Annotated in this window: 19 protein-coding genes; 6 read left to right on the forward strand and 13 right to left on the reverse strand. The window is 48.4% G+C overall.

Annotated elements, in window-relative coordinates:
• Positions 1 to 14: 14 nt before the first annotated feature.
• Complete coding sequence (locus WBG78_RS10415; protein ID WP_337326361.1) at positions 15 to 422, reverse strand: hypothetical protein; 408 nt, start codon at positions 420 to 422, stop codon at positions 15 to 17.
• Between the two features lie 198 nt (positions 423 to 620).
• On the opposite strand from WBG78_RS10415, the gene WBG78_RS10420 reads away from it, so the two are divergent.
• Positions 621 to 1247 carry a rhomboid family intramembrane serine protease gene (locus WBG78_RS10420; protein ID WP_337326362.1) on the forward strand — a complete coding sequence of 209 codons (627 nt, stop codon included), beginning with the start codon at positions 621 to 623 and terminating at the stop codon, positions 1245 to 1247.
• A gap of 52 nt (positions 1248 to 1299) precedes the next feature.
• Here the strand turns inward: WBG78_RS10420 and WBG78_RS10425 are convergent, their stop codons facing one another.
• From WBG78_RS10425 to WBG78_RS10445, 5 genes are all read right to left on the reverse strand, one after another.
• Positions 1300 to 2055, reverse strand: a complete 756-nt coding sequence (locus WBG78_RS10425) for a class I SAM-dependent methyltransferase (RefSeq protein ID WP_337326363.1) — start codon at positions 2053 to 2055, stop codon at positions 1300 to 1302.
• A gap of 67 nt (positions 2056 to 2122) precedes the next feature.
• Complete coding sequence (locus tag WBG78_RS10430; RefSeq protein ID WP_337326364.1) at positions 2123 to 2605, reverse strand: hypothetical protein; 483 nt, start codon at positions 2603 to 2605, stop codon at positions 2123 to 2125.
• Positions 2606 to 2655: 50 nt separating this feature from the next.
• Positions 2656 to 3528, reverse strand: a complete 873-nt coding sequence (locus tag WBG78_RS10435) for an aldose 1-epimerase family protein (RefSeq protein ID WP_337326365.1) — start codon at positions 3526 to 3528, stop codon at positions 2656 to 2658.
• Between the two features lie 24 nt (positions 3529 to 3552).
• The gene (locus WBG78_RS10440) at positions 3553 to 4947 is read right to left on the reverse strand and encodes a neutral/alkaline non-lysosomal ceramidase N-terminal domain-containing protein (protein ID WP_337326366.1); all 1395 of its coding nucleotides are present in this window, start codon (positions 4945 to 4947) and stop codon (positions 3553 to 3555) included.
• A gap of 121 nt (positions 4948 to 5068) precedes the next feature.
• On the reverse strand, positions 5069 to 5533 hold the full coding sequence (locus WBG78_RS10445; protein ID WP_337326367.1) for a thermonuclease family protein: 465 nt from the start codon (positions 5531 to 5533) through the stop codon (positions 5069 to 5071).
• Between the two features lie 115 nt (positions 5534 to 5648).
• Here WBG78_RS10445 and WBG78_RS10450 point away from each other — a divergent pair, with 115 nt between their 5' ends.
• Entirely contained in the window at positions 5649 to 9056 is a 3408-nt protein-coding gene (locus WBG78_RS10450) for a methylmalonyl-CoA mutase family protein (protein WP_337326368.1), read from the forward strand.
• A 3-nt stretch (positions 9057 to 9059) separates the two neighbouring features.
• Here the strand turns inward: WBG78_RS10450 and WBG78_RS10455 are convergent, their stop codons facing one another.
• The 4 genes from WBG78_RS10455 to WBG78_RS10470 all read right to left on the reverse strand — a co-directional run bounded on the left by WBG78_RS10455 (position 9060) and on the right by WBG78_RS10470 (position 14911).
• On the reverse strand, positions 9060 to 9893 hold the full coding sequence (locus WBG78_RS10455) for a universal stress protein (protein WP_337326369.1): 834 nt from the start codon (positions 9891 to 9893) through the stop codon (positions 9060 to 9062).
• A gap of 131 nt (positions 9894 to 10024) precedes the next feature.
• Positions 10025 to 10879 (reverse strand): tetratricopeptide repeat protein, encoded by an 855-nt coding sequence (locus WBG78_RS10460; RefSeq protein WP_337326370.1) that lies wholly within the window; start codon positions 10877 to 10879, stop codon positions 10025 to 10027.
• Positions 10880 to 10900: 21 nt separating this feature from the next.
• Positions 10901 to 12703 carry a translational GTPase TypA gene (typA, locus tag WBG78_RS10465; protein ID WP_337326371.1) on the reverse strand — a complete coding sequence of 601 codons (1803 nt, stop codon included), beginning with the start codon at positions 12701 to 12703 and terminating at the stop codon, positions 10901 to 10903.
• A 1263-nt stretch (positions 12704 to 13966) separates the two neighbouring features.
• Positions 13967 to 14911 (reverse strand): class I SAM-dependent methyltransferase, encoded by a 945-nt coding sequence (locus WBG78_RS10470; RefSeq protein WP_337326372.1) that lies wholly within the window; start codon positions 14909 to 14911, stop codon positions 13967 to 13969.
• Between WBG78_RS10470 and WBG78_RS10475 the strand changes: the two genes are divergently transcribed.
• From WBG78_RS10475 to WBG78_RS10490, 4 genes are all read left to right on the forward strand, one after another.
• Positions 14887 to 15750: a TrmH family RNA methyltransferase gene (locus tag WBG78_RS10475; protein ID WP_337326373.1), complete on the forward strand. Its 864-nt coding sequence runs from the start codon at positions 14887 to 14889 to the stop codon at positions 15748 to 15750. The genes WBG78_RS10470 and WBG78_RS10475 overlap by 25 nt on opposite strands.
• 74 nt (positions 15751 to 15824) lie before the next feature.
• Positions 15825 to 17024 carry a sensor histidine kinase gene (locus WBG78_RS10480; protein WP_337326374.1) on the forward strand — a complete coding sequence of 400 codons (1200 nt, stop codon included), beginning with the start codon at positions 15825 to 15827 and terminating at the stop codon, positions 17022 to 17024.
• A 101-nt stretch (positions 17025 to 17125) separates the two neighbouring features.
• Positions 17126 to 18298 carry a hypothetical protein gene (locus WBG78_RS10485; RefSeq protein WP_337326375.1) on the forward strand — a complete coding sequence of 391 codons (1173 nt, stop codon included), beginning with the start codon at positions 17126 to 17128 and terminating at the stop codon, positions 18296 to 18298.
• A gap of 34 nt (positions 18299 to 18332) precedes the next feature.
• Positions 18333 to 19973, forward strand: coding sequence for a hypothetical protein (locus tag WBG78_RS10490; RefSeq protein ID WP_337326376.1), 1641 nt, complete (start codon positions 18333 to 18335; stop codon positions 19971 to 19973).
• Positions 19974 to 20145: 172 nt separating this feature from the next.
• Here the strand turns inward: WBG78_RS10490 and WBG78_RS10495 are convergent, their stop codons facing one another.
• From WBG78_RS10495 to WBG78_RS10505, 3 genes are all read right to left on the reverse strand, one after another.
• Positions 20146 to 21399 carry a class I SAM-dependent methyltransferase gene (locus tag WBG78_RS10495; RefSeq protein WP_337326377.1) on the reverse strand — a complete coding sequence of 418 codons (1254 nt, stop codon included), beginning with the start codon at positions 21397 to 21399 and terminating at the stop codon, positions 20146 to 20148.
• A 151-nt stretch (positions 21400 to 21550) separates the two neighbouring features.
• On the reverse strand, positions 21551 to 23098 hold the full coding sequence (locus tag WBG78_RS10500; protein WP_337326378.1) for a YifB family Mg chelatase-like AAA ATPase: 1548 nt from the start codon (positions 23096 to 23098) through the stop codon (positions 21551 to 21553).
• Positions 23099 to 23112: 14 nt separating this feature from the next.
• Positions 23113 to 23430, reverse strand: a complete 318-nt coding sequence (locus tag WBG78_RS10505) for a hypothetical protein (protein ID WP_337326379.1) — start codon at positions 23428 to 23430, stop codon at positions 23113 to 23115.
• Between the last annotated feature and the right edge of the window lie 47 nt (positions 23431 to 23477).

A 23477-nucleotide genomic window follows, 5' to 3' on the forward strand; every position in this document is an offset into this window, starting at 1 on the left:
CTACGACGGACGGTTTAAACGTTAATGTGGTAAACGTCGGTAGGATTCCGATGAATGTTTTGAACATGAAATCCGCCAGGCTGTGGGATCTCCTCTATAAGATCAAACACCTTGCAAGGCTTCGGAAGCGCTTCAAAGATCAGCAGGAAAGTGTGTCTGTGCTGATCAGCAATGATGGTCCATATCGGAGCAAAGCTGATGTTCTCGGCATGGATCAGTTTTGACTTGGAGCCACTTACGCGATCAATAAGGAATGTTGTCTTCCAGATTCTGATGAGGGCGTCCTGCCACTCATTTTCGAAATGACAGTGCACATAAACGTAACCGTCATAAAGCGTTTCAGGGCTGATGCTTTCCAGGACCTGAACTTCGATGACCGGTTTTACCTGGGCAGGCGCTTCCTTAACGGAAGACTTACTCATTGCACGATGCATAATTCGTAAATAGACGCGTTAGGACAGATTCTAATGCTATTTACGAATTAAGTTCGAGCGCTATCTCTTAAGGGCTTCATTAAATTCTAATAAAGTACATCCGCGGCGAGTTCGAAAACTGCGTTGCCTTCCGGCTCAGACGTCCTGCGTCCCGAAAATTGCCGTATTATTGCCGTTACGTTAACTATGTCTATCACACTCATCATTGTTGGGTTCACGGTACTTGTGAGCATGTACGCTTTTCAAAAGCCTGCTGTATTGAAGCGGTTGATCCTCAATCCCTATGTGGTGACGCACAGGAAAGAATACTATCGCTTCCTCACGTCCGGATTCATTCACAAGGATCACATGCACCTGATCTTTAACATGCTGTCCATGTACTTCTTCGGCGGAGTAGTCGAGAAGCAGTTCAATTACATATTTGCTTCGAGGGGTGATCTTTATTTCATTCTTCTGTATGTACTTGGTATCATCATTTCGGATGTGCCCAGTTTTCTGAAGCATAAGGACAACCCGGGTTATAATTCACTCGGCGCATCGGGCGGTGTTGCGTCGGTAATTTTTGCTTTCATATTGCTGCGTCCGCTGGACAAGATCTGTTTGTACTTCGCGTTGTGTTTTGAAGGATTTATTCTGGGAGCGTTGTACCTGGTGTTTTCCTATTACCAGGGACGGAAGGCGAATGATAATGTCAACCATGACGCACACCTGTTCGGAGCGCTATTCGGCCTGCTGTTCATCGCTGTACTTCATCCGCAAGCCATTCCTGAGTTCTTTGAACAGGTAAGTCATTGGAGCTGGTTCAAAGATTAACGAAAGCCCGGAGCATTCGCGCGTTATTTTGGATCAAAGATTATTCAGATCTCTACTTATCGGCACGGCAAACAATCAGCCAATCCCAGGGATATGGTGCCTGCATCCATTTCGGAGGTTCTGCGAACTCACTGTCCCACTTGTAATTCAGTTGTTCCAGTTTGACAAGCGAGAGGCCGGCCCGTTGCATCAGCACCTGTAGTTCCGGGCCCGAGTAATGTTTCGTTGGAACGCCATCAATGCGAATGATGCCCTGCAAAAGGTCGCGCTTGCTGCCGCTGAAATAGGCGAGTTCGGAAGCCGGGATATCGTCAACGTCCACCTTCTCCTTGCGATACCAGTCAATCATTCTCCAGGCGGAGTAAAGCATTGAATCAGTTGACGGCACGACGATCATAGCAATGCCTCCAGGCTTTAATGACTTCTGAATATTGCTGAACATGCTTTCATTGCGCGCGATTTCCGGAAGCATGATGACGTTGCAGCAAAAAACAAAATCAGCCTGAGGAAGACGGACAGCTTTAGATGAAAGGTCGGCGCGCTTATATGTCACGTTGCCAAATCCTCTTGCCTTCGCCGCGGTAAGGCATTCACCTGATATGTCAGTCGCCACTACAGACCTGAACCGCGGTGAGAGAAGATGAAGCGCCTTCCCCGTACCACAGCCGAAGTCAATTGCCGTATCACTGGCCTGAATGTAACGGTTCATGTTCTTCACCAGCTTGCCGTCTTTGTCGCTTTCAAATACGTCAAAGATCTCGTCGTTATAACTCGGAGCTATTTTATCCCAATGTGTCCTTTCGTTCATTTCACGTAGTTTAGTTTAACACGTGTCATCTGAGTTGTGTGTTACTTTCAATCGTTATTCAAGCGTTCTATTTTTGTTTCCTGGCACGATCGAGTTCGCGAACGTAGTCAAACTGAAGGTCTTCAGGTAGCTTTTCCCAGGCGGTTTCGATCTTTTTAAGTTGCAAATTGTACATGTTCGAAAGCACGACGCTGGATTTAAGCGGAACACCCCGGTCGAGTATACGGTTGCAACAATGAAGTCTTACTTCGACTTCAGTCTGAGGAATACCAGAATACTTCAGATGTTTGTTCACGATCCTCAGCATCTTCCTCAGGGCCTTTTTGATGAAGTAAACATTTCCCTGGGGCAGATTTTCAATCATCTCGTCTATCTCCGTTTTGATCGATGACACGTAACCGTTTTCGTCATCGGCTTCAAACAGCATGTATGTGAGTAACTCCTTGTTCTCTACCTTATATCGCGCCAGACGTAAACACAACGCCTGAAGATCGCGCGTATTTTTTTCTGAAAGCTCCTTTTTAATATCGTTGATACTTGCTGCTTTCATTCTCTAGCGATGTAGACAGGCGGTTACACATATGCGAATTACGCTACCCATCAAAAAATTGTAATGCTCCATCTGCGCGTCCATGTTGCCTTCGGTGCAAGCTTCTCGATGCCTTCCTTCGTTGTGATATCATAATTGTGCCCCTGGTTGTCGGCGATGCCGCACCATGGCTCTATGCAAAGAAAGTCTGCATCTTTAGCTGCCCATATGCCGAGATAAGGAAAATCATGAAACCTGAATTCAAATCCATGAGGGTCCGTTTTGTGACGAAGTGTGACCAATGTTGATGAGAGATCTTTTAAGACAATTGCGTCCTTGTAGAACAATTCTTTCAACAGGTTGAGGCGGTCTGAGTTATCAAGGCACGGATTGGCCACGGGTTCAATCAGCCCGGCAGCGTCAATACGCCAGCGAGGTGCTGTTTCGCGCTGATTGAATTGAAGGTAATAGTCGCTGTAATGAAGTCCATCTGCGAGCGGCACAGCAAATGCGGGATGAGCGCCAAGGGAGAAGTACATATCCGTGTCACCGGCGTTGAATACGTGATAGTCAACAATCAACATGGCACCTTCGACAGAATAACCAATGTCGAGCCGGAAAGGAAAGGGGAATTTTGCCAGCGTTTTATCAGAGCTTTCAAGTGTAAATGTTGCAATGGTGTCGGTATTGGACCGAAGTTCAAAAGGCATTTCGCGGGCAAAACCATGCCTCGGCAGCGCGTACTCTTTGCCGTTAAATTTGTACTTGTTCTCCCGCAACGTACCGACTATAGGAAACAATACGGGCGAGGTCTTGCCCCAAAAGGCAGGGTCAGCTTTCCACATGTATTCTTTGCCCGACTTCCGATCCTGAATGCTGAATAGTTCCGCTCCCATCGGCTTGATGCCAACGCGGATTCGTTCGTTCTGAAGATAGGTATTCATTTAAAGATAGTTTAACAGTCGAATTTATCTTTTCGTATTTATTTCACCGAAGTCAACGCCATCATTACCCGCATGATCAATGAGCATTTCAAGGCAAGTCATCAAGTACTCGCCTGTGCCAGGACCATACCAGTTCATGAGTTGCGTCTCATAGTGATTAACATCGTAATATCTTTCGGGTGTGACGTATCCAATATACCCACCGTTGAAACTCGTCACCATCAGATTAAGGTCGCGCGTGGCAGCCATCGAATCCAGAGCAGGATAAAACTCACCGGAAAAATCACATGGTGTTCCGAGCATCAGCTGATTCCCAATCCTTAACCCCGTGATGTATTCAGGGTAGTCACCCATAAGCCCATTGAATGTTGATGGTCTCAACCGCCAGGTCTTTGACACTTTGAATTGTGCCTCTGTCAACGACAGCTTTACACGCCCCATCCAAAGTGTGGTGTCCGCTACAGGCTCAAAAGCACCGCTGTTCTGTTTCATGGCCGTTGCCAGTTTAGACGACATTTCCTCGACGCAAGGCCACTCACGTTCTTTGGTTTTGCCGGCATGGCTGCCGACAGCTCCAGCCATAAACATGGCGAACTTGTAGCCCTGCTGTTCGAGAGACTTTGTGAGAAGCCCGGGATAGTCGCCAGACAGCACGATGTTGTCGTCCGATAAGCAGGTAGCATGCGCTGTGAAGTTCAACAATAACAACTTCGCGCTATCGCTGCGTACTATCCGGATAACCCGCAAAAGAGAGTCAACCGGATTATTCTTATTGATCCTGTTCCGCACCGCATCTGTAACCGGAATGTGTGCTGCAGAAATTGAAGCTTTTACTTTAGAAGCATCGGCATTTTTTATTGCCAGGAGAATATTGTCCTTGATGTGATGGACTAATGCATCATCATAGTCACCATACATTACCGTCATCGCTCCATGGCTCCAGTTTCCTACACTGTTGTGGCTGTGCGTTGCGCCGAAGAAGGTGTTGTCTGGAGAAAAGCCAATCGATGAGAGTTCACTTTCGAGAAGAAGCGCGACTTCCGGCGGCATCAGAAGCAGGTCAGCCGTGACGATAGCTACTTTGCTCGCGCCATTGTCGACCACAATACATCGCACGTAGATGGAATCGTGAATCGATGTTACTTTCTTGCCGAGACGGTTGCCATATCCCGCTGTTGCAGTTAAGTATGTGGGTGTGATGTTTTCCTTTGCATAACCCACTGTGAAACCACGTGTACCTTCAACCGGCGTACCCAGGCTGTCTACCCGTTTGTGCATCTCACTAATCAGCGTTTCGTGATGAACCCCGCGATCCTGGGGAATAAGCACCAGGGCAGCAATGACCAGCACTACGGCCACCAGCGCACCGATAACAATCAGCAGTATTTTAAGAATGCGTTTGATCAGGGTCAGGACCATATCACGATTGGGCGCATTTACAATAATCGATTTCTTTACTTTTCGTTTCCAATGGCTAAAAACATAGTTCAATTCATGTCACCACGACGTAACGATATCGCCCTGTCTCAGCTCAATAAAATTATCGCTTCCCTTTTCTAAACTCCCATGGTGGGATTGCTTGCGCATCCTCCCATAAGCCGCGATGATGACTGCGTGCAATTTCCTCTAATCGTGCGATCTCCGGATCCGTACTATACTTCTTGAATTGCCATGCATATCCAGCGCGTACAATTTCGGCATTTACATGTGTTCCGTCTGACAAATATGCATCGCCGACAGTTCTGCCGTATCTGTCCTTGTCGCGCACTACGACACGGACCTGTTTGCCCGACAGTAACGAATCCGTAAACGCCTTTGCACGCTTGTTAAATGCCTGTCCCCGTTCGGGTGCATCTATGCCAAACAAGCGGACGCGCGTGGTGCTCGACTCATCGAGTATATCAAACGTGTCGCCATCCACTACTTTTACAACTTTCCCCGTACGTTCAACAGGAACATAAGAAAGAAAACAAATTGCAACCAGAGTAAAAAACCAGACACGCATGATGGCGCAAGGTAATAAGTCGCAGACAAATGGCAGCATTAGTTTAATCGTACCCTTATCTCTATTTTTGAAGCTGTAAATGCGGCTTTTACCGAAGTCTAAAGCGACGTTATTTATGAACAAAACTGTCACGCCTCAAAAGCGCGAATCGCAGCCAACGAATCCTGCCATATATACTCCGAAACACAAAGTTCGCATTGTTACTGCGGCCAGTCTTTTCGATGGCCATGATGCGGCAATCAACATTATGCGAAGGATCATTCAATCAACAGGTGTTGAAGTGATCCATCTTGGTCACGACCGGAGTGTGGAGGAAGTCGTTAACACGGCTATCCAGGAAGACGTTCAGGCAATCGCCATGACGAGCTATCAGGGTGGACACAACGAATACTTCAAGTATATGTATGACCTGCTTCATGAAAAGGGCGCATCACATATACGCATCTTTGGAGGTGGTGGCGGAGTGATTCTCCCTGAGGAGATCGAAGTGTTAATGTCATATGGGATCACGCGCATTTATTCGCCTGATGACGGACGCCGCATGGGATTACAGGGCATGATCAATGATCTGGTTAGTCAGAGCGACTTTCCGCTCGGCGCCGAATTGAAAGATGAGATCAGCAGGATAAAAGAAAAAGAGCCGTCAGCAATCGCGAGGCTCATTTCGGCGGCTGAAAATAATCACGACCAGCATAGTGGAACATTTGATGCGCTTCGTCAACAGGCGTCCGTATCCAAAACTCCTGTACTTGGAATTACAGGAACGGGTGGTGCTGGTAAATCGTCGCTGGTGGATGAACTGGTTCGCAGATTTTTAAATGACTTCCCTGATAAATCCGTGGGACTTATCTCGGTAGACCCTTCCAAGCGAAAGACCGGTGGCGCTCTCCTGGGCGACCGTATCCGGATGAACTCGGTAAATAATCCGCGCGTCTACATGCGTTCGCTCGCCACGAGACAAAGTAATCTTGCCTTGTCGAAGCATGTACAGCAAGCAGTGGATATTCTCAAGGCCGCGCAATTTGATCTCATTATATTGGAGACTTCCGGTATCGGCCAGAGTGATACAGAGATCGTAGAACATTGTGATGTATCGATGTACGTAATGACTCCGGAGTACGGAGCAGCAAGTCAGCTGGAGAAGATTGACATGCTTGACTTCGCTGATGTCATTGCCTTGAACAAGTTCGACAAACGGGGAGGCACAGACGCCTTGCGCGACGTGCAAAAACAATATCAGCGCAACCATCAGCGATGGACGGAGGAGGTATCATCAATGCCAGTGTATGGAACAATTGCCTCTCAATTCAATGATCCAGGAACGAATCGTTTATACCGCGCAGTTATTGGAATCATAAACGGGAAGACAGGCGCGTCCTTACAGTCAGGTCAATCCGTGGGGAACGAACCATCGGAGAAAATATACATCATTCCTCCACAACGGACCCGATACCTGAGCGAAATCACGGAAAGCAATCGCGCTACAGAGACGTGGATAAAGCAGCAGTCAGAAATTGCAGAAAAGCTTTATGCTTTAGAGACCACGAAAGGATTGTTGCAGGACGCAACCCCTGCCCTGGCCGAAGAGCTTGACACCAGGACTTTATCATTACGCGAGGGACTTGCTCCTGAAAACCAAAAGCTGATTGAAGCGTGGCCGGCGAAGGTGAAAAAATATCACGACGAGGTTTTTACATTCAATGTCAGAGGCCGCGAGGTCGGCATCAAAACTCATTTAACTACGCTTTCACAGACCAGTGTTCCTAAAGTGGCGCTGCCAGGTTATAAGGCGTGGGGTGATATTCTGAAGTGGAACCTTCGTGAGAATGTGCCCGGAGAATTTCCATATACCGCAGGTATTTATCCATTCAAACGCGAGGGAGAAGATCCAACCCGGATGTTTGCCGGTGAAGGTGGACCAGAGCGAACCAATCGTCGTTTTCATTACGTGAGCCATTCGATGCCGGCGAAGCGATTGTCGACGGCATTTGACTCTGTGACCTTATATGGAAATGATCCCGACTATCGTCCCGATATCTATGGAAAGATCGGCAACGCCGGTGTCAGCATCTGCTGTCTTGATGATGCGAAGAAACTTTACAGTGGCTTTAATCTGGCCGATCCGCGTACTTCAGTGTCGATGACCATAAACGGTCCTGCGCCGATGCTGCTTGGCTACTTTATGAATACTGCTATCGATCAGCAGTGTGAACTTTACATCAATGCCAACGGACTGGCCGCGGAAGTTGAAAAGAAAATCAAAGATTTATATTCAGGTAAAGAAGATGAAAGGCCCCGATACCAGGGAGAACTTCCCAATGGAAACGACGGCCTTGGTTTGATGCTGTTGGGAGTAACCGGTGATCTTGTCCTGCCTGCCGAAGTCTACAATCGCATCAAGGCGGAAACACTTTCACAGGTTCGCGGAACCGTACAGGCGGATATCCTCAAGGAAGACCAGGCGCAAAATACCTGTATTTTCTCTACTGAGTTTGCCCTTCGCCTTATGGGTGACGTGCAGGCTTATTTCATTGACAATAGCATTCGGAATTTTTACTCGGTATCCATATCCGGGTATCACATCGCAGAGGCCGGCGCCAATCCAATCACGCAACTTGCTTTCACGCTCTCCAACGGATTTACTTATGTTGAGTACTACCTGAGCAGAGGCATGCACATTGATGACTTTGCACCTAACCTCTCATTTTTCTTCAGCAACGGTATTGATCCGGAGTACGCAGTAATCGGACGTGTAGCCCGACGGATATGGTCACGCGCCATGCGCCATAAGTATGGAGCGAATGCACGCTCACAGATGCTCAAGTATCACATCCAGACTTCAGGGCGTTCGCTGCATGCTCAGGAAATTGACTTCAATGACATTCGCACGACGCTGCAGGCGTTGTATGCGATCTATGACAATTGCAATTCGCTGCATACAAATGCCTATGATGAGGCCATTACAACACCCACCGAGGAATCAGTGCGGAGGGCAATGGCGATTCAGCTTATTATCAACAAGGAACTTGGACTGGCGAAGAATGAAAATCCGTTGCAGGGTGCCTTTATCATCGAAACACTGACCGACCTCGTAGAAGAAGCTGTGCTTTCGGAGTTTGACCGGATCAGTGAACGCGGCGGGGTTTTGGGCGCTATGGAGACCATGTATCAGCGGGGTAAGATCCAGGAGGAAAGTCTTTATTACGAAAATCTGAAGCACAATGGTGACTATCCCATCATTGGGGTGAACACTTTCCTAAGCTCAAAAGGATCACCGACGATTATTCCCCGTGAAGTTATTCGCGCAACTTCAGAAGAAAAGGAGTACCAAATAGATATGCTCCACAACCTGCAGGATTTTCAGAAGGATAAATCACCGGTAGCATTGTCGTCCGTAAAAGAGGCAGCCCTTGTCAACGGGAATGTATTTGAGGCGATCATGGAGGCTTCAAAGGTGTGTTCCCTTGGTCAGCTTACCAATGCGTTGTTCGAGGTGGGTGGTCAGTACCGGCGGAGCATGTAAGAATCAGCGTGCATCAAGATGTGTTGTCCAGATCGGGATCTGTACATGATTCACAACGTCTTCTGCGATACTACCGATGAGCAGATGGCTGATGCCTTTACGTCCATGCGTTCCCATGGCGATCATGTCTGCTTCCTTTTGTTTGGCAAAGTTGATTACCCCGGTTTTTTCTTCTATGTCGTTGTAAATATTCAGGGTGAAGTTGGTCAGCATATAACGCTGAGCGAAATCCTTTAGCCTGACCGTTGTGATATTGTCTGGAGTAAAATTCGCAGGTGTATTGATCCAAACAATGTGCAACGTCGCTTTCAGCATTTGCTGAAGCTGCTTCAACCTGGTCACCAGAATCTCTTGTTCCGGTTCGAGTGAGTTGGGGACCACAATGTTTCTGATCACCTTAGGTGATACCTCCACGCGCACGGTGATTACCGGACAGGTAGCGCCGCGCACCACCTTTTCGGCGGTAGATCCGATCAGCAATTCCCTGAGGCCGCTTGCTCCTTTTGTTCCCATGACCACGAGCTCTATTTGCTTGTCTTCTATGTAGTCTGAGATCATCGCCGCCGGGCCACCGTAGAGTACTTCGGTAACGACCTGCAATGAAGAATACTCGGCCTTAATCTTTTCAAACTGCGTAAGGGCATTTTTTCTCAACTCGCTCATGGTTTCCTCCTCGAACGACAATGTTGGCATGAGCATGCTATCGTGCATCAGAGGCACCTCTACTACGTTCAGTATATGCAAAGCACTATCAGACTGTGTTGCAATTTCAGCAGCCATCTTAACTGCACTCATGGCCTGAGCTGAGAAATCGCATGGTACAAGTATTTTGTTCATAGACGATGCAGGTTAGCGTGGTGAAGATTGTTGAATTTATGGAAAATAAACACAATTTCACCTGAAGCTTAATCGCCAGGTAATAGTCGGATAATACAGATCGGTGATTTCTAACGGCTCCAGAGGCAATCTTACTCGACGCCGTAGCAGTATTGTTTCAGATAATCGCCTGCGTCATCGGTGCCGGCGGCGAAGGCTTTGGCGAGGCATCGGCAACCTTCATTGGTCTTTTCACTCTCAACAAGCGCGATGCCTTTGTAGAATATGAGCGTATTGTTCGCGGGATCCTGCTGGAGTCCTTTGTTGATATAGTTGAGCGCTAATGGAAAGCTTTCTTCCTCCAGCGCAAGAGAGGCGGCATAAACATAAGTCTGTGCATGCTCAGGATGAGAAGCGAGGACCTTGTCGAAAATGATCAGCGCACTATCGGGGTCGTTGTCGTAATAGTAAGTAAGACCGAGATATCCGGCCACGTCAGGGCCCTGGTCGATCATCATGATCTTCTTTATATCGCGGCGTGCGTCTTTATATTTCTCGGCATCCATCAGTACCGAAGCCCGCCATCGGAGTAAATCGAGATTGTCCGGATTATTCTGAGCCAGGCGGTTGATGTCGTTCAACTGATCATCTGATCGACCCAGTCCCTGATAGACGTATGCACGTAACAGGATTGCCTGGAGATCGTCCGTTTTTTCAATGTAACGGTTGATGTCCGTCAGGGCGTCGTCGAAACGCTCCAGGGTGTAGTAGCAATATGCCCTTTTGTAAAGAACGTGAGCTTCCTGAGGTGTATTGAGCTTTGAGGTCTCAATGACCTTAGTGTACAGTGCGAGGGCACCTGCATAGTCTTCGCGGGACATGAGTGTATCTGCCTGGACGACACGTTCGTCGACCTTCCTGGAAAACTGGGCCTGCGCGCTGATGCTGCACAGCAAAGCGCCAAAAACCAAAAGGAAAGGTAATACTGCGGTCAGGGGCTTCCTCATGCCTATGGAAACGGCCGATACCTACTTGCTGTTGCGTTTCCGCTCGTTCTCGTTAAGATAAATTTTGCGCAAACGGATAGACTGAGGTGTAACCTCTACGTATTCGTCGGCCTGAATGTATTCAAGTGCCTCTTCCAAAGTGTGCTTAATCGGAGGAGCGATCTTCATCTTTTCGTCAGCACCGGAAGCGCGCATGTTGGTGAGCTTCTTCGTCTTGGTAACGTTGATCACGAGATCGCCACTGCGGCTGTTTTCGCCGATTACCTGTCCTTCATAAACAGGTTCACCCGGGCTGATAAAGAACTTTCCACGGTCCTGCAGGTTGTGCAAGCTATAAGCAATGGCTTCACCCTGTTCCATCACGATCAACGATCCGTTGATGCGACCTGGGATCTCTCCCTTGTATGGCTGATATTCTTTGAAACGGTGAGTAACAATTGCCTGACCTGCAGTAACGTTCAACAGGTAGTTACGAAGTCCCATTATTCCACGTGAAGGAATGAGGAACTTGAGAATCATGCGATCGCCCTTAGGTTCCATGTTGAGCATTTCACCCTTGCGCTGTGAAACGGTTTCAATTGCCTTTCCGGAAACATCTTCAGGAAGGTCGATCGTGAGTTCTTCGACAGGCTCGCTCTTCACGCCATTGATCTCGCGGAAGATTACCTGAGGCTGTCCTATCTGAAGTTCGTATCCTTCACGACGCATGGTTTCAATCAACACCGAAAGGTGGAGAACGCCACGGCCAAAAACGATAAAGCTATCTGCCGAACCTGTATCTCCAACGCGCAAAGCGAGGTTCTTCTCAAGCTCTTTTTCAAGTCTTTCCTTGATGTGACGCGACGTAACGAACTTGCCTTCCTTCGCATAGAAGGGTGAGTTGTTGATCGTGAAGAGCATGCTCATAGTTGGCTCATCGATCGCGATCGACTTCAATGCCTCAGGCTTTTCCATGTCGGCAACAGTATCGCCGATTTCAAAACCTTCCAGGCCGACCAATGCGCAGATCTCGCCGGCATTCACTTCATCGACTTTCTTCTTATCAAAACCTTCGAAGACGTATACTTCTTTGATGCGGGTCTTCACGATCCGGCCATCGCGCTTCACGAGAGCAACCTGTTGTCCGGGTTTTACGGAGCCGCGCTGCACGCGACCGATCGCAACCCTACCGATGTACGCAGAGTACTCAAGTGATGTGATCATCATCTGAGTAAGGCCGTTGTCGATTTTAGGTTCAGGAATGAATTCGATCACGCCTTCTAGAAGGGCGTTAATGTCTTCAGTGGGCTTGCGCCAGTCGGCGCTCATCCAGCCCTGCTTTGCAGAACCATAGAATGTAGGGAAGTTGAGCTGCTCTTCGGTAGCATCCAGGGCGAACATGAGTTCGAATACCTGCTCATGTACTTCGTCGGGAGTACAGTTCTTCTTATCGACCTTATTGATAACCAGGATTGGCTTCAATCCAAGCTGAAGTGCTTTCTGCAGTACGAAGCGCGTTTGCGGCATCGGACCTTCGAAAGCGTCAACGAGCAAAAGACAGCCGTCGGCCATGTTCAGCACGCGCTCAACCTCTCCGCCGAAGTCGCTGTGACCAGGGGTATCGATAACGTTGATCTTGTAATCTTTGTAGCGCACCGACACGTTCTTGGCAAGAATCGTAATTCCGCGCTCGCGTTCCAGGTCATTGCTGTCCATGATGAGCTCACCAGGATTCTCGTGATCCTTAAAGAGGTGGCCAGCCATTAACAGTTTATCCACCAATGTCGTCTTACCGTGGTCAACGTGAGCGATAATGGCTATGTTCCTGATCTTCTTAACGTCCATAATTCCCGATTCTGCTTTTGATTTTAGGCCGCAAAGGTACGATTATTTGTTGATTTGCAGAATCACTGTGAAGACATTGGAAAACACTTTCCGGACGATTGATAACAATCAATGCTGACCAATTGCCGAACATTCATTGGAGACCTACACCTGTTTCAGTATTATGTTTTGACGGCAACGTTTGTTCTGGGATGAAAGCATTCAAATGTCGCAGCTTTCCGAATTGCGACTGTTAAGAAAATTCATTCAAGAAGTAACACAATGGTTAAATCCAGCACTTCAGTCTTCCCTACAGATACTTCGAGCCCGGATTGTGGTGAGGGGGACCGATAAACCCTGACTTTTAGGCAGGTCGATGGGGTGTTTAAGCCAGTTTTTTACGAGGTTTTAACTCTGCGTAGGTTTCATTGACCTTTCATTGACGCTTCATTAACGACCAGTCAAAGTACTAGGCCAATTACCTGTATGTCATCTTGACGCAATAGCCAGGCTGCGATTCAAACCAACCGCGGTGAATGTAAAGATCAATGCCGGTAAAAGTCTGGAATATACCGGGTGCGCCGCCACGCGATATGATGTCCTTCAACTGTCGTAGTCAGACAAATGAGGACTTATAGGAGGATCGGCGGGTAGCCAGCGGGGATCAGCATTGTTACCGTGGAATCTGGGTTTAATAGTTTTCCGGGCGCTGTTCCGGGGACAAGGGATGACTGGTTTTCCGCGGTTGTCAGTCTAAATAATTGTTCGGAGGGTAAGATGTCCGTTACCACTAATCTTGATGGCATCTCTTATCTTGATGTCGTTTTTCCCCTGATCCAGTTGACAGACGATAACGAAATAATTGTTACGTCTGAACCAGAGAGAAATTCGTTGTCACCAAAGCAGGTCACTTTTCGGGGCGACTCTCTGTATATATCGGGAGGCGGTCAGTATAGCAGTTGTTGTATCTACTTTTACAACGCCAGAGCCAGGCGGGTACAATAGTGGCAATGGTTCCAAAACTGTGGGCAAGTCTGGAAAAATGCTGGTGAAGTCTGGGCGTGCATTGGAAAAGTCTGGGAGGAGTGTGGGAAAGTCCGATAACAGAGCGGCATGAGAGCGTTGAGAGTGCGGCAAAAGAGCGTTGAGGGAGCGTTGAGGGAGCGTTAAAAGAGCGGAGGACCATTGGAGAAGTCTTACCTCTGGTAAGTCTCTGGTAAGTCTCTGGTAAGGCGGACAATGACCGTTCCTGGAGTTGCGAATTGATCGCACCTACGTATGCGGCTATTTGATTGCAGCGCTGTCCTGACTTCTGATCCTCAGGAACGTTCCCATGGGAAGATCCTTTCCATTGGATGACTTCAGAAAGAACTCGCCGTATTCCGCATGAGAAACATCAAAATAGCTCTTTGCAACATTGAGTCCCACGATGGCAGACAGGCCGACTGCATACATACTCATGATGAAAAAGTAATTCCTTTCATCCAGCAGGCCGTGGGCCATGCGAACCAGTTCTTCCAGTTGTTCCTGAAGCGACCACTTCTCCCCTTCCGGACCGCGGCCATAGGGTGGCGGGTCCATGATGAGGCCATTGTATTTGTTGCCCCTCTTCAATTCACGACGCACAAATTTGAAGGCGTCTTCATACACCCAACGAATGTCTTTGAGTCCGTTGAGTTCCATATTCTGTTTTGCCCAGTTCAATCCAGGGCGCGAAGCATCACAATGGACCACATCGGCACCGGCCTCGCGGGCAACGACTGAGGCAGCTCCCGTGTAAGCAAAGATGTTCAGCACACGGGGCGACGAAAGCTTCCATGAAGAGATGGTCTCATGAATAAAATTCCAGTTTGCTCCCTGCTCCGGAAAAATGCCCACGTGACCGAAGCCAGTCAATGCCAGACGGAGTTTAAGATCAAAAGCGGGGTGATGATAGTTGATAAACCAGCTTTCCGGCATGTCGGAATTCTTCTTCCAACCTCCTTTTACGTCATCAGTATATCTGAATTTGTCAGATTGTTCGCGAACGAAACGCGCATGCGCCTGGCGCTGCCAGTCAGCTTCAGAGAGTGATCTGCTCCATATGGCCTGAGGTTCGGGACGGATCAAAATGTATTTTCCGAATCGTTCAAGTTTTTCGAAATCTCCTGAATCAATGAGTTCATATTCTTTCCAGGAGGACGGGTGCAATAGTTTAAGCGCCAATGGAGTTCTTGCTTTTCGGAGCAAAGTTAAGAAACTTGGGCACTGATTACATACAGCCAGGTATCAGGTCTATGCATCCGTTGATCACCAGTCATCAAAATCCGAAGATCAAGCACGTGCTTTCGCTGGAGAAGCCCCGGGAACGGTCACGTGAACGACAGTTTGTATTTGAGGGAGTGCGGGAGGTATCTCTTGCCCACCGATATGGCTATAAGATCGTCAGCCTCTTTTTCTGCCCTGATATCATCAGCCGTGAAGAGGCAACAGCACTGGTGCAGGATGATCGTTTGCTCTTGCCGGTAGAACATTCTGTATTCAGTAAGATTGCGTATCGTGAAGGAACCGAAGGCGTTGTAGCGGTTGCCGAACAGAAAGTGCACACACTGGACAAGCTGAAACTATCTGCCACGCCCCTTGTACTCATTCTTGAAGGCGTTGAAAAGCCCGGAAATCTGGGAGCCATGCTGCGCACCGCAGATGCGGCACATATCGATGCCGTGATAGTGTGCGACTCAAAAACAGACCTTTACAACCCTAACGTTGTACGCTCCAGTGTTGGTTGCATTTTCACTACACAAACTGCTGTCGCAACACCCGATGAAGTCATGCAGTGGCTGAAGACGGAACGGATAAACGCCTTTGTTACCGATCTTCAGGGAGCAGTCCCCTATCACACTGTTGACTTCACTTCACGCGCTGCGATAGTAATGGGAACTGAATCGACTGGCATCTCAGAGGGCTGGAGAGAATTTTCTACATCCCGGATAATCATACCCATGCGAGGCGCGATTGACTCTCTTAATGTTTCCAACGCAGCGGCTATTGTTGTGTTTGAGGCGGCGCGTCAACGTGGATTCAGTTAAGCGGTCAACTTTTCCGTTAAGCGTTTTCGTGCGGGTTTTAAAAACATTAACTTTGCGCAATTAATTTTGAACAATTGCCCAAGACTTCAGTAGCTACGAAGATCGTTCAACAGGATCTATTCTTAAATGCCCTCGCGGATGCATTCAGGCTACAGGAATCTATAATCAGCACCACAGCGTTCTCCATTATTTCGATGGATGTGGACGGACGCATCACCAGCTTCAACAAGGCAGCCGAACAACTCACCGGGTACGCGGCAGGTGAAATGGTGAACAAGATGTCTCCGCTGATTCTTCACGACAATCTGCAACTCATTCAACGCGCTGACGAGCTTTCAGCTGATGTTGGCTACGAGGTCGAACCTAACATGGACGTGTTCACCACGCTGCCACGTCTCAGGAGGATCGCTGATCATCGGGAATGGACCTATATCCGGAAGGACGGAAAGCGTTTTCCGGTGCTTCTTTCAGTAAGTGGTCTCTGGGACGAGCGTGACATGCTGATGGGATACGCGGCATTTGCCATTGATATCACCGATCGCAAGCGTTCAGAAGAAGAGCTGCTGCGTTCGAAACAAAACCTGGAAGCGCTCGCGCTCAATCTCCAGGAACAAAATCGTCAGCTTGATGAGTTTGCCCATATCATTTCACACAACCTTCGGTCGCCCATAGGGAACATCAAGGGTCTGATCAGTTTGCTGGACGACAACAGTCCGATCAGCGACTATCGCGAGATCTTCAGCAAGCTTAAGAATGTATCTACGAACCTTTCAGACACCATGAATGACCTCATGGAGATGATCAAGGTGAAGAAGGAAGCGAATGTGGATCGGGCGTTATTGCGCTTTAAAGACATGTTCGATAAGGTTGTTCAAACACTTGAGGGTGATTTGATCCAATGCGAGGCGCATGTGACTTTTGATTTCATGCGGGCTCCTGCTATTGAATATAGCAGACCGTACCTGGAAAGCATTTTCCAAAATCTGATCAGCAACGCGGTCAAATATCGTTCACCTCATCGAACGCTGCACATTCATGCTGAAACATCGATGAAAGGCGATGCGATCGTGCTCAGAGTTACTGACAACGGGCAGGGCATTGATCTGGCCAAGCACGGGCATAAGCTCTTCGGGCTGCATAAGACATTTCATCACCACAAAGACGCCCGCGGTGTCGGCTTATTCCTTGTGAAGACGCAGGTGGAAGCCCTGGGCGGAAGTATCCGTGCAGAGAGTGAGCCCGGCATCGGTACAACATTCATCGTGTCGTTCTAGTATATTACTTAACGCATCCGTTCCAGTCCGGACAAATTTCCCCTTGTCCGGTAATCGTCGAAAGTAAAATCCTATCTTGGCTTCCGGAACACTTCCCTGTTATGGAGACCGCCATTTTCACACCGCTCACATCAGATCAAGGAGAGCAACGAACCCCTTATTATCTCATCGCGATTGTTCTGTCGTCGTTCAGCATAATGATCGGCCTTATCTGGGACATATCGTGGCACATCAGCATCGGCCGTGATGGATTATTCTCGGCACCTCACCTGGCGATCTACGCGGGAGGTGTTGTCGCTGGCATATTTTCGGGCTATCGTGTTTTAAGAATAACAATAACGGGCTCGCCCCTGGAAAAAAGCCGGAGCGTTCATTTCTGGGGCATATTCTACGGTGCGCTCGGAAATTTATTTTGTATCTGGGGTGCTATAGCCATGCTTACGTCTGCCCCGTTCGACGACTGGTGGCATAATGCGTATGGCCTTGACGTTACCATCCTGTCCCCTCCCCATACTATTCTGTTGCTGGGAATGATCACCATTCAATTTGGTGCCATTGTATCGGTGCTGACCTACAAGAACGTGCACGGCGACCGGCCGCTGGAAGCACGATGGCTCGACTCGCTCTTGCCTTTTTCGGAGGGGTTCATTCTGGCCATGACATTTACAATGGCGTCGGAATACATGGGAAGACATGACATGCATCAGGTGCTGTTTTATCAGATCACTGGTTTCGTTTTCCCGTTACTGCTTGTTGCCTTCTCTGTTTCCGCCCGTAAAAGATGGGGCGCTACCCAGGCGACAATCGTTTATAGTCTGTTCATGATGCTGATGAACTGGATACTGCCATTGTTTCCTGCAACACCGAGACTGGGACCTGTGCTGAATCCGATCACTCACTTTCAGCCATTCGAGTTTCCACTGTTGCTGATCTTTCCGGCGATGGCGATTGATGTGCTGACCTTGCGCTCCAAAACGAAAAATGACTGGCTGCGTGCACTCCGATACGGAGCGGTGTTTGTTTTTATTTTCTTCCTTGTGCAATGGCCATTCGGTTCACTCCTTATGGCTTCAAAGGGGCATTATTTCTTTGGTACATCACAATGGTATTTCGGATCTGATCCCAGCTGGGAATACCGGTATGCCTATGCGCCATGGATGACGTCGACGGCAAAAGAATGGTTGATCGGTATGCCGATCGCGTTCGTAATTGCAGTTTTGAGCGCACGCGTGGGCCTGATGTGGGGCAACTGGATGAAGCGAATCGTTCGTTGATTTGAATATCGTTTGCTGATTAAGATATCCCCTTATGAGAAAGTTTCTTTTGCTGTTAGCCATACTGTGTCCTTCGATACTGCTAGCGCACATTGGAAGCCCCGGTGTAACCTTTGAGGGAAATGCCGGATCAATTCCACTTATGGTGCTGATCATTCCGCCCCAGGTAATTCCGGGGACTGCAACGGTAGACATTTACACGGATGCAGATAAGATTCAATCCATCTTTGCTAAACCGGTATACTGGGCTATTGGTATGCAGGGCACACCACAGGCGGACCAAATGATGCCTGTTCCCGGAGAGCCCGGGCATTATCGCGGGAACATCTGGTTGATGGACCCCGGAACATCGGCAATTGAAGTCGACGTGCAGGGCACTGGCGGTGGTAAAGCTATGGTGCCTGTTATGGCCGTCTCGACGGTACAGCGAAAGATGGATGCTTCGCTCGGATGGACGCTGGTTGGTCTTGCAGTACTATTGGTCGGACTCATGATTACGATCATCGGAGCCAGCGTCAGCGACAGTGTATTGGCGTCTACTGCGGACGCGGCTGCGGTCAGGAAGAAACGCTGGAGAGGAATTATTGCCAGTGCTATATTCCTCGGCCTCCTCCTGTATGGGGGAAAGTCGTGGTGGGACGACTGGGCGGGGCACTACCAACGGTACATGTACAGGCCGTTTAAGGCAACCACCACCATAGTTCCGGGTACAGAAGGCCGTGAGTTACAATTTGTTGTAGACACCACCCGCCTTCGAACGCTGGCCGTGACGAGGAACATGAGTTATATCATTCCCGATCACGGGAAGCTGATGCACATGTTTCTGGTGCGCGCGGGAAGCCTTGACGTTTTCGCACATCTTCATCCAACCCGGAAAGACTCTGTGACTTTCACGACGCCATTGCCGCCGTTACCTCAGGGACGATATCTGGTATTTGCAGATGTTACCCGTTTAAGTGGATTTTCTGAAACGATCCCTGATACCATCGACATTGATAATAAAGCGACCCCTGTGTCGCTTGCTTCCGATCAACGCGGCGACTCTGACGATACTTACTTTTTCACCAATGCTGTGTCTCGTCCAGCCACTCCGTTGGATTCTGGTCCCGAAGTATTGATTTGCGGCAAGCCCGGCGTGCGATTGCCCCTTAGCGACGGGTCGATGCTTACATGGGAGCATGATCCATCTACAAAGCTTCAGGCGAATACATTGTATTCATTAAAGTTCAACCTGCAGGATGATCAGGGCAAACCGGCCACTATTGAACCCTACATGGGAATGCCCGGACATGCGGTAATCATGAAAGACGACGGGACTGTATATATCCATCTTCACCCTGTTGGAAGCTATTCCATGGCCTCTCAAAATACGCTTAAGGACAGGTTTGAGAAGCAGGCGGGACGAATCGAGGTGAAGAACCTGCCGCGCACCGCTGCGTTCAGAGACAGCATCGACCAGGTAATTGCAAAGTTCAACTCCATGAGCCAGGCGGAACGAGATACTATCCTTATGGCGGCCATGCAGCATCCAACACTGGATCCATCGCACCCACAGCACAGCATGGTGTCATTTCCATATGCGTTCCCATCGGCGGGCCACTATAGAATCTGGATTCAGATGAAGCGCAATGGTAAGATCGTAAATAGCGCGTTTGATGCGGATGTTGTCGAATAGACAGCCTGACACAGCCTGGTTCTATACTTCAGCGGTAGCTGAAAGAATTCGATAAGCAATACTCCGTTGCCATGATGCATACGACAGGCAACAAAAGAACAACGCCCTGAATAAATGCCAGGGCGTTGTTGTTACTGGATAAATGAAACCGGTATCGGAATCAAGGACTTGATTAAGCGACCTTCTCCATGTTAGGATTGTATACCTGAAGCTTCGGTACGAACACAGCAAACTGTCCACCCCATTCGCGAATGTAAGCGAGCTGATTCATAATTTCATCTTTGAGGTTCCACGGGAAGATGATCACATAGTCGGGCCGGTATTCGGCGATCTTTTGTTCGTTGTACACAGGTATATGTGAACCTGGCAGGAACTTTCCCTGCTTTGATGGTGCTGCGTCGACGACAAACTTGATGAGGTCATTGCCCTTGAGTCCGGCATAATTCATCAGTGTATTACCTTTTGCTGCTGCACCGTAGCCAATAACTTTTCCGCCGTTATCCTGGCATTCGATGAGGAAACGCAGGAACTGATTTTTAATAGCATTAACCTGTGCCTGGAACGACTTGTAATATTCACGCGTGAGCATGCCAGCGTCTGCTTCCTTCTTCAACATACGTGCGACATTGCTCGTAACTGCTTTTGAAGTATCGTTGACGTGCTTTGCAAAGATCCGGAGCGAGCCACCGTGGGTTGGTTGTTCTTCTACATCAAACAACTCCAATCCATGCGCAGCGAACACTTTTTGAACTGTTGTAAAAGACAAATAAGAGTAGTGCTCATGATAAATTGTATCGAACTGACATTGTTCAACCATCTTTAACAAATGAGGGAACTCCATCGTGACGACGCCTGTGGGCTTCAAAACGATTTTCAGTCCTTCGACAAAATCATTGATATTCGGAACGTGTGCAAGAACGTTGTTTCCCAGCACGAGGTCAGCACCTTTGCCGAGACTTACCAGTAATTTGGCAAAGTCTGCAGTAAAGTATTCCGTGAGTGTTGGAATACCTTTTTCAATTGCAACGCGAGCGGTATTGGTTGTTGGCTCGACGCCAAGCACAGGAACCCCTGCGTTATTGAAATGCTGCAACAGATAACCATCGTTCGATGCGATCTCTACAACAAGTGATTCCTTATTGTAGCCGAAGCGTGTAATCATCGACTCAACATATCGTTTGGCATGTGCCACCCAACTTGTGGAGTAGGATGAGAAGTAAACGTAATCGTTGTTGAAAATTTCCCTTGCATTCTTGTACTCATCCACCTGAACGAGGTGGCAGTTGGAGCAAGCATAAATGGTTAATGGGAAATAGGTCTCTGGCTCGTTCAATTGGTCTCGCGTCAGAAACGAATTGGATAACGGGCTGTTTACCAGCTCAGCAAATTTACTGCTGAGTGGCGCGCTGCAAAAGCGGCAATTCATTTGTTAATCGTTAAAGCCTAGAAAAAGTCTGAAAAACTGAATGAGCAGGTGTGGGCGAGACTCATCTTTGTGTTTTCAAATATAGAAAGTATAGTTAGAAGTTCTTTCTAGAATGGGTATTAATTATACACATTGTTGACAATGTCGCCAATTAAGCCCGGTAAGCAGACCAACTACTGCGATCAAGGCTTCTGTAAGTAATTGCCTCAGCAATGTGAGCGCTTGAAATCGCATTTTTTCCCTCGAGATCGGCAATAGTTAGTGCAACACGCAATATCCTGTCGTACGCTCTTGCAGACAATCCCAGACGTTGAATTGCGTTCTTTAGCAGTCGACGACTTCCGTCATCAATATTGCAGATTCTTTTCACCATGCCCGATGGCATCATAGCGTTACAATAAATTCCACCTGTTGCAACGAAACGTGTTGTTTGAAGTGCGCGCGCGATGACGACACGACCGCGGATGGCGTCACTGGTTTCGGGAATTCTTGAAGCTGTTAACTCATCAAAAGCCACTGGCACTACTTCTACATGCATATCTATGCGATCAAGCAGCGGACCGCTCACTCGATTTATGTACCGTTGAACCATTCCGGGCGCACACACGCATTCTTTGTCCGGGTGATTGAAGTAACCACAAGGACACGGATTCATACTTGCCACGAGCATGAAGTTCGCAGGGTATTCAATGGTATTGCGTGCCCGTGAAAGGGTAACGCGACGCTCTTCCATTGGTTGCCTCATCACCTCGAGCGCAGAGCGTCGGAATTCCGGAAGTTCATCCAAAAACAGCACGCCATTGTTTGCTAGAGAGATTTCTCCAGGCTGTGGATGACTGCCACCTCCTACCAGAGCGATATCACTGATTGTGTGATGAGGAGCGCGAAAAGGTCTTGCCGTCAACAACGTCGCTTCGCTGCTTAATCTGCCTGCTACTGAATGAATCTTAGTTGTCTCCAATGCTTCCTGCAAGGTGAGTGGAGGAAGAATTGTCGGCAATCTCCTGGCTAGCATTGTTTTTCCGGCACCCGGCGGACCAATCATAATGAGATTATGACCGCCGGCGGCTGCGATCTCCATCGCACGTTTGATGTTTTCCTGGCCCTGAACGTCTTTGAAGTCTGAATCGTAAACATTCTGATGTCTTTTGAATGTTTCACTCACATTGGTTATTACCGGCTCAATAGAAATTTTGTTTTCGAGAAATTCCACTGCTTGTCGCAGGTTGGTTAGGCCGATGACGTTCACGTCGTTTACAACTCCGGCCTCCTTCGCGTTATCAGCGGGTAGTAGTAACGCTTTAACCCGTTGACGACTTGCCTGAATTGCGATTGGCAACACACCGCGAATAGGCCGCAGTGTTCCGTCGAGCGTTAACTCCCCCATGATGAGGAAGTCAGCGATTGTGTCGCAGGAGAGTTGTCCTGAGGCCTTGAGAACGCACAAAGCGATCGGCAAGTCATAAGCAGCCCCCTCCTTTCGGAGATCCGCGGGTGCGAGGTTTACAACAGTTTTATTTCGCGGCATGAAGTAGCCACAGCTTTTCAGCGCCGACTCAACACGATGCTGGCTTTCCTTAACTGCACTGTCGGGAAGTCCGCTCATGAAGAACTTCGTTCCCTGTCCAACGTTCACTTCAACCATGATCGTCCTTGCGTCGACACCATGCACGGCGCCGCCAAAGGTTTTCGCGACCATACGACAAAAAAAATCTACTTGATATTCGGCGTGTTCTTCGCTGCTTCCTGCTGCTTCGCCACCTCCTGGATGTCGAACAATTTAGCCTTCAACGTGTTTAACTCATGCTTGAGTGCAGCATTCTCCTTTCTGGTATCGCGGTTGCCGATCCACGTCCAGATTATGTCAGTAACCATCAACATTAATCCAAAGAAGGTGATGAACTTGAACGACTTGATGTGTTCAAAAATTCTCGTCAAGAAAGAAAAGTCCTGTATGTAAAGCGTAAATATGAAAGAGGCCACATGAAAGGCCAGGAACACCAAATAAAATAATACGCGATTTCTACTCATCTTCTTTAACTAATATTTAAATGTAAAAGAAAAACTGTTGGCTACCA

It is taken from the genome of Chryseolinea sp. T2 (genome assembly GCF_037203685.1).
Taxonomy (GTDB): domain Bacteria; phylum Bacteroidota; class Bacteroidia; order Cytophagales; family Cyclobacteriaceae; genus Chryseolinea.

What these genes read in the sequence shown, in the direction of transcription:
- WBG78_RS10440 (WP_337326366.1), bottom strand. Translation starts at nt 4,947, where the DNA reads ATGGTCCTGACCCTGATCAAACGCATTCTTAAAATACTGCTGATTGTT.
- WBG78_RS10485 (WP_337326375.1), top strand. Translation starts at nt 17,126, where the DNA reads ATGGAGACCGCCATTTTCACACCGCTCACATCAGATCAAGGAGAGCAA.
- WBG78_RS10430 (WP_337326364.1), bottom strand. Translation starts at nt 2,605, where the DNA reads ATGAAAGCAGCAAGTATCAACGATATTAAAAAGGAGCTTTCAGAAAAA.
- WBG78_RS10475 (WP_337326373.1), top strand. Translation starts at nt 14,887, where the DNA reads ATGGAGTTCTTGCTTTTCGGAGCAAAGTTAAGAAACTTGGGCACTGAT.
- WBG78_RS10490 (WP_337326376.1), top strand. Translation starts at nt 18,333, where the DNA reads ATGAGAAAGTTTCTTTTGCTGTTAGCCATACTGTGTCCTTCGATACTG.
- typA (WP_337326371.1), bottom strand. Translation starts at nt 12,703, where the DNA reads ATGGACGTTAAGAAGATCAGGAACATAGCCATTATCGCTCACGTTGAC.
- WBG78_RS10495 (WP_337326377.1), bottom strand. Translation starts at nt 21,399, where the DNA reads ATGAATTGCCGCTTTTGCAGCGCGCCACTCAGCAGTAAATTTGCTGAG.
- WBG78_RS10445 (WP_337326367.1), bottom strand. Translation starts at nt 5,533, where the DNA reads ATGCGTGTCTGGTTTTTTACTCTGGTTGCAATTTGTTTTCTTTCTTAT.
- WBG78_RS10500 (WP_337326378.1), bottom strand. Translation starts at nt 23,098, where the DNA reads ATGGTCGCGAAAACCTTTGGCGGCGCCGTGCATGGTGTCGACGCAAGG.
- WBG78_RS10460 (WP_337326370.1), bottom strand. Translation starts at nt 10,879, where the DNA reads ATGAGGAAGCCCCTGACCGCAGTATTACCTTTCCTTTTGGTTTTTGGC.
- WBG78_RS10455 (WP_337326369.1), bottom strand. Translation starts at nt 9,893, where the DNA reads ATGAACAAAATACTTGTACCATGCGATTTCTCAGCTCAGGCCATGAGT.
- WBG78_RS10435 (WP_337326365.1), bottom strand. Translation starts at nt 3,528, where the DNA reads ATGAATACCTATCTTCAGAACGAACGAATCCGCGTTGGCATCAAGCCG.
- WBG78_RS10415 (WP_337326361.1), bottom strand. Translation starts at nt 422, where the DNA reads ATGAGTAAGTCTTCCGTTAAGGAAGCGCCTGCCCAGGTAAAACCGGTC.
- WBG78_RS10420 (WP_337326362.1), top strand. Translation starts at nt 621, where the DNA reads ATGTCTATCACACTCATCATTGTTGGGTTCACGGTACTTGTGAGCATG.
- WBG78_RS10505 (WP_337326379.1), bottom strand. Translation starts at nt 23,430, where the DNA reads ATGAGTAGAAATCGCGTATTATTTTATTTGGTGTTCCTGGCCTTTCAT.
- WBG78_RS10450 (WP_337326368.1), top strand. Translation starts at nt 5,649, where the DNA reads ATGAACAAAACTGTCACGCCTCAAAAGCGCGAATCGCAGCCAACGAAT.
- WBG78_RS10425 (WP_337326363.1), bottom strand. Translation starts at nt 2,055, where the DNA reads ATGAACGAAAGGACACATTGGGATAAAATAGCTCCGAGTTATAACGAC.